The organism is Nocardia neocaledoniensis, assembly GCF_029868625.1.
In the GTDB taxonomy this organism is placed as follows: domain Bacteria; phylum Actinomycetota; class Actinomycetes; order Mycobacteriales; family Mycobacteriaceae; genus Nocardia; species Nocardia neocaledoniensis_A.
In genome coordinates this window covers 59774-66025 of the sequence record NZ_JARWOJ010000091.1, presented here as the reverse complement: position 1 = coordinate 66025, position 6252 = coordinate 59774, and the positions used below count along the sequence as shown (strand labels likewise).

Sequence of the window (6252 nt, the reverse complement as noted above, 5' to 3'; positions counted from 1 at the left end):
CGCGCCGAAGCCGACCGGCGGGAAGTCGGTGATGGTGTTGACGTAGGGGTTGCCGATGCCGGTGGTGCCGACGATGACCTTGTAGGTGACCGAGGTGCCGACACCGATCTGCTCCGCGCTGGCGATCTTGTCGTAGACGTGCGTGACGCCCCAGGTGCTGACGTCCTGCTTCTCGGCGTGGCTGCTGACCGCGCAACTGCTTTCCGCGGCGGCGACGCCGGGACCGAGGCCGACACCGACACCGGCGACGACCAGTGCGGTGGTGGCGACGCCGGCCGCGATACGTGAAGTCCGGTACATGATTTCCTCCAAGCCCCGGCGATCTCGGCCGGGACGATTCTCTTGTCGACTGGTCCGTTCCGACCCGGGTTCGCGCCGGAATGGACTGGATTCCCGGAACTTGTCGCTCCTGGGAAGATTCGATGCCACCGTCAGGGTGGGCCTGTCGTCACCGATCACCGGGCTTCCTCCCACATGCGCAGGTAGGTCTCCGCGCCGCGGAAGACATCGGCCATGGCCTCTGGGCCGCCGAGGACGCGGACCGCTTCGAGCCAGTCGGCGTAGGACCCGTAGGTCGCGGTGCCATCGGTATTGAAGTCGAAGACACGTTCGCCCCAACGTTCGCGGTCGAAAGTCACTCGGCCGTCGTGCGAGGTGAACGGATACCGGATCGTGCCCGGCCCGGGAGCGGCGCCCTGGCCGGCTATGCCGTTCATGTCGGAGCCGAATCCGAATCCGAACTCGCTGTCCGGACGGGGGAGCGCCCGGGCCTCGCGCCAGGCCCGCACGAAGGACGCGGGTTCGGCGGCGTAGGGCGCGGCGAACCCACCCGCGGCATGGACCCGCGCCGTGGTCTTGTCCGAGTCCCAGCCGTGGGAGGACACGACACCGGAATAGCCACGCTTCTCGATGATGGACATCACCTCGTCGGCGGTGGCCTCGCTCAGGTGATCCACCTCGATGAGGAATCCGTGATCGATCATCCTGTTGATCAGATAGCTCCCGAGGTCGGTCAATCCGCGCGCATTGCAGTGTGGGCCAGGCGGATACAGCGGGAGCGGCGCTCCGCCGAGCAACGGGCCGGTGAGGTTCGAAAGGAACTGATTGACATGTCCGGCGATCGGTACCGAGATCTGGGTGCTGTCGTGTTCGGGACCGGGACAGTCCTGCACATTCCAGAAGGTGCCGGTCTGCATGAAGTTGCCCGCGTTGACGAGCAGGCCCGTGACATCGTGATCCATCTTGGTGCCGCCGAAGGCGTTGTCGAACTTGTGTACGGGGAAGAAGCTGCTGACGCCGATCGCTCGCAGCTCGACCAGCCAGCGATCGATATCGGCCCGCGTGCACTCCGGCTGCCCGAGAAACACTCCGCAGCCCATCGGGTCGGACAACTCCATGCCCAGGACAACGGCGAGTTTGCCCGCCTCGGCGATCCGGCGAGCTTCGGCGGGGTCGGTGGCGATGCGGAAGAAGCCCTGACCAGGGCCGCCGTATTGGGCATCGATGTAGTCCTGCAGCGCGCGCAGGCCTGCTGCCTGGAGCCGCGCGGAGGCCATGTCGTCGCACGGGTTTCGTCGGTCGGTCATCATGGTGCACAGCGACTCGTTGTCCACGAGATCGACGGTCATGACGCGGAGGCCTGCCTTCCAGGACCGCTCGATGCTGGTCCAGTAGGCGCCTTCGGTGGTGAGCACGGACGGCTTGGGCCAGTCGCGGAAGGTGGGCCAGCCGCCGGTGTCGGAATCGTGGAACGGTTCACCGTGATCGAGGAAGCTCGCGATCAGGCCGTTCGTGCCGGTGCGGTACGGAGCGCAGTCGGGCAGTGCGTAGGCCACGCCGTAGGGGTGCCACGGGCGTCCGCAATGGAAGTTCCCGCCCATGAATTCGTAGGCGGTGATGTGCGCGTGCGCGTCGATGACGCCCTGGATCGATCCATCGGAGCCGAGTTCGGATCCCGGCGTGCCGGTGGTGCCGGACTGTGCCTCGGGAAAGTCCGCGCAGCCCGTGTCCGGGATGAAGGTAGCGGGTACGGCCATGCCGGTCGCGACGTTGGTGATGGTGAATCCGTCTGGGCCGGAACCGTCCACAGTCCACACCGCGGCGTCGGAGGGGGCTTCGGTCGGCCGGATCGACTGCGCGGCGGCTTCCAGGAACTGGTGGGTGCGCCCGTAGAGCAGGTACTCGCCGAGAGCGGTCGCCCGCAGCCGGTACGGGCCGGACGCCGGAACCAAGGGCCCGGCCGAGGTGTCGATCCGGAAGCAGCCATTGGCCAGTGAATAGCGCGTCTGTCCGGGCTCGGCCATGGCCGGCCCCGGAGTGGACCCGGCGAGGCCCGCGCCGACCAGGGCCACGGCGACCAGAGCCGAAGCTGGTCCGCGCAACCCTGGGTTACTACGAATAGTGTTGGAGCGCAAGGGTTCTCGATTCTGAAATATCGCCACTTCACTTAATGGGCGCGAACGGCCGCCTGTGGCGCCGACTCTCGCTCGACGCCAAAATACTATGGCGCATAGTTTTTTGGGGCGTTTTCAGATCACGGCGAAAGATGCTGCTACCGAGCCGAGCCCGACCGCGAGCGCCGCGGTGATCGGCACGAGAAGGACCGTGCCCACCAGTGCCCCCGCCGCTCTGCGCCGCGCCGCCGAACGTGACTCCGGCGCGGCCCCGAGACAGGCCAGGCGTTCAGCCAGTGAATCAGGCGTCGGCTCGACGGTCGCGATCGACATCCGGGCACCGTGCCCTGCCACGGTGCGCAGCGCCGAACCCAGTGAGTGCGGATCGGTGCGGATCGCGGCAGCGCGATCCGCTGCGAGCTCGACCAGGGTCGTCAGCGCCGACGGCGCGGCGGCGAACAGCGGAATCCGGGGGAAGGCGCCGGCGAGCACCTGGCACACACCGAGGATGTGATGGTGGCGGGCGCGCAGATGCGCGTGCTCGTGCGCGAGCACCGCACGCCACTGTGTCTCGGTCAGGCAGCGGGCAAGACCGTCGGTGACCACCACATACCCGCCGTGTCCTGAGACGCTGTATGCCAACGGCACCGGGTGATCGAGCCATACCAGGCCGGTGCCGGCTGGATCGACGCGGCCGAGCAACGCGAGCAGTTCGGTGTGCCGCCGACGATGAGCCGACCATTTTCGCGCGTGGATGACGGCGACACGGGTGACGAGTCCGATCGGCAGGAGTGCTCCGGCCATAGCGGCAGGCAAGATCAGGTCCGCTGCCCAGGTGACGACTGTGGGCTCGATCTCGGCGAGACTCCGTGCGACCGCACCAACGGATGAGTTGCCGGGCGGCTCTCCCGGCCACGCCAAGGCCGTCAATGCCAGCACGCCGACCGCGATCGTCGCCGACACCGCGCCCATCCAGGCCACGATGCCCACGACCGGCGCGCCACCGAAGTCGATGCGCCGCAGCACCGTTGGCGTGCCCATGGCCAGGATGGCACCGGCGGCGAGCAGGGCGATGAGCAGGATCACGGTCCGTCCTCGCCGGCGGACAAGCCCTGCCGCAACGCCTGGACCTCCTGCGCGCTCGCGGTGCGCGCCAGATGCAGCAATGCGCCGGGCGCGTCCGGGCTCGCGTCGAGAATCTCACGCAGCAGATCGGTGGTAGCTTCCGCGCGGGAGCGGCTGGGGCGATAGCGGTACCGTCGACCGATCTTCTCCCGCTGAACCCAGCCCTTTTCCCAGAGGTGGGTCACGACGGTCAGGATGGTGGTGTAGGCGGGAGTTCGTTGTTCGCGGCCTATGCGATCGACGAGATCGTGCACCGACAGCGCGTCCGGAACTTCCCACAGCACCGTCATCACCTGGTTCTCCAGCGCACCCAGGCCTTTCACCATCGCTCGTCCCATCTCGCCGCTGCGCATAAGATACTGTCCCTTCGCCGTCTCTGCGGTTCGAATCCGCCGAACTGCTGGGACGTATCGAGATACGGAGGCAAGGGAGGGTTTTCGGGATCATCCCGAGGGCTTCGTGATCCGAAAGTACGAAATCGGCAAGGACTATCGGCCAGAAGGATACGAAGTCGGCAGTGCAGAACGCTTGTTCGTCAAACGTGACCTGGAAAGATTGACGGTGAGCGGGATCAGGTGAGCGTGGATGCGGGCCTTGCCGACGAGTTCACGGTAGGTCGAACGGACAACCTCGAGGACATCCGCGTAGGCCAGCTCGGGGAACTTCGGGGCGAGCGCGCGGGCGATGGCTTCCAGTTCGCCGGTGGCCGGATCGGGTATCGACTCGATGGCACCACGAAGCGGGACCACGCTCGCCGTTGTGGTCGCAGCGGGCGAATCGTCGATGGTCGAAGTGGTCATGTCTGTTTCCCTGTGCTGGCAGTTCGCGCGAGTTTCCGCACAAGTAGCGTCCGTCCTGGGAGCGCAGACCGGATAGAGACATCGGGCCTCGGAATGAGGACCGATTGGCCCTCGGTTCGCACGATGGCCGAGGCGTCACGGCAGGGGCGCGGTCCAGCGCAGAATGGTCCCGCCTTCGGGACGGTCGATTAGCTGGAAAGACCCACCGGCCTTTTCGGCCCGGACGGCGAGATTGGCCAATCCGCTGCGGCGCGAGGGCTCGGTCGGGAGACCGATGCCGTCGTCGGTGACTTCGATCGTCACCTCGTCGCCCACCCGGAGCTCGACGGCGACCAGGCTGGCCTGGGCGTGGCGGACGACGTTGCTGACCGCTTCGCGTAGCACCGCTTCGACGTCGTCGGACAGGGGCGGGGCGAGCACGGTGACGGGTCCGGCGAGGCGGACGGTGGTGCGAAGGCCGCTGTCGGCGGTGGTGTCGACGATGATGCCGTGGAGGTGCTTGCGGAACTTCGACGAGTCGGCGGTGTTGTTGCTCTGCAGGTCGAAGATGGAGTGGCGGATGTCCTGGACGATGGATTGGATGTCGTCGATGGTCTCCATCAGCCGGGTCTTGACCTCGGGCGTGCGGGCTCGCTGGACGGTGCCTTGCAGCGACAACCCGACCGCGAAGAGCCGTTGGATGACGTGGTCGTGCAGGCCGCGGGCGATGCGGTCGCGGTCGGAGAGGACGTCGAGTTCGCGCATCCGGCGTTGGGTGTCGGACAGTTGCAGGACCAGGGCGGCTTGGTCGGCGAAGGCGGTGAGCATGGCGGTGGTCGGCTCGTCTATCGCTTGGGAGTCGGCGGGGCGGATGGTGGTGAGGACACCGATCACCTCCGAACCCACCCGCAGCGGGAGCACCACCGCGGGCCCGAACTGGGTCCTGGCGTGGGAGAAGAGATTGTAGGGCAGCTTCTCGGACACGACCGTCTCATCGGAGCGGTAGGCGACCCCGGACTGGGAGTCCTCGACGGCGAGGCGTTGGCCGATGATCGCCTCGGCGTCGACTCCCGCCGCGGAGATCACCACCAACTCGGTCACCTCCTCGCGTGGTACCTCGGGATCCTCGGGCAGCGCGACGAATGTGCACGCCGATTGGGTGAGGTTCAGTGCCCGCTCGGTGACCAAGGCGAGGACGTCCTTGGGTTCGCCGCCGGCGAGAAGTTCGGTCGCCACATCCCGGGTCGCTTCGAGCCACTGCTGACGGACGCGGGATTCCTCGTACAGCCGGGCGTTGGCGATCGCGATACCGGCCGCCGCGGCCAGTGCCTGCACGACGACCTCGTCGTCCTCGGTGAACTCCTGGCCGCCCGCTTTCTCGGTGAGGTAGAGGTTGCCGAAGATCTCGTCGCGCACTTTGACCGGGACACCGAGAAAGGTGCTCATCGGGGGGTGATGCGGTGGAAAGCCGACGGAGGAGGGATGATCCGACAGCGTCGTGAGACGGATCGGTGTGGGCTCCTGGATGAGCAAGCCGAGCACCCCGTGGCCCCGGGGAAGATCGCCGATGAGGACCCTGGTCCGATCGTCGATGCCTTCGTAGACGAACTCGGCGAGCTGGTTGCTGTTCTTGTCGGTCTCACGGACACCGAGAGCGCCGTACTGGGCGTCGACGAGTTCGATGGCGGTGTGCACGATGGAACGCAGCGTGTCGTCGAGATCGAGTCCCGCCGTGACCACGAGCATCGCCTCGATCAGCCGGTCCATGTTGTCGCGCACATCGATGATCTGCGCGATGCGGTCCTGGACCTGGCTCAGCAACTCCCGTAACCGCAGCTGCGACAACGTCTCGGTGACCGGTGTCGGTTGGCTGCTCGAAGAGTCTTTGCTGTGCTCGTCCACGCACAACATTGTTCCATGGCGATCCGCGACAGAACGTGCCCCGTGCGGGGAAC

General features: G+C 66.7%; 5 protein-coding genes and 1 pseudogene. All 6 read right to left on the bottom strand.

Going from position 1 to position 6252, the window contains the following annotated elements; all coding sequences use genetic code 11:
* A pseudogene (locus QH270_RS06290) lies at positions 1–300 on the bottom strand (hypothetical protein); the annotation flags it as partial.
* Positions 301–455: 155 nt separating this feature from the next.
* Positions 456–2381, bottom strand: a complete 1926-nt coding sequence (locus QH270_RS06285) for a peptidase (RefSeq protein WP_280339449.1) — start codon at positions 2379–2381, stop codon at positions 456–458.
* A 147-nt stretch (positions 2382–2528) separates the two neighbouring features.
* Positions 2529–3479 carry a M56 family metallopeptidase gene (locus tag QH270_RS06280; protein ID WP_280339448.1) on the bottom strand — a complete coding sequence of 317 codons (951 nt, stop codon included), beginning with the start codon at positions 3477–3479 and terminating at the stop codon, positions 2529–2531.
* Positions 3476–3841 (bottom strand): BlaI/MecI/CopY family transcriptional regulator, encoded by a 366-nt coding sequence (locus QH270_RS06275; protein WP_280339457.1) that lies wholly within the window; start codon positions 3839–3841, stop codon positions 3476–3478. Before QH270_RS06275 ends, QH270_RS06280 begins: the two co-directional genes overlap by 4 nt.
* 165 nt (positions 3842–4006) lie before the next feature.
* A complete protein-coding gene (locus tag QH270_RS06270) occupies positions 4007–4318 on the bottom strand; it encodes a hypothetical protein (protein ID WP_280339447.1) in 312 nt (103 codons plus the stop codon).
* Positions 4319–4453: 135 nt separating this feature from the next.
* A complete protein-coding gene (locus tag QH270_RS06265) occupies positions 4454–6208 on the bottom strand; it encodes a GAF domain-containing sensor histidine kinase (RefSeq protein ID WP_280339446.1) in 1755 nt (584 codons plus the stop codon).
* Positions 6209–6252: the final 44 nt, after the last annotated feature.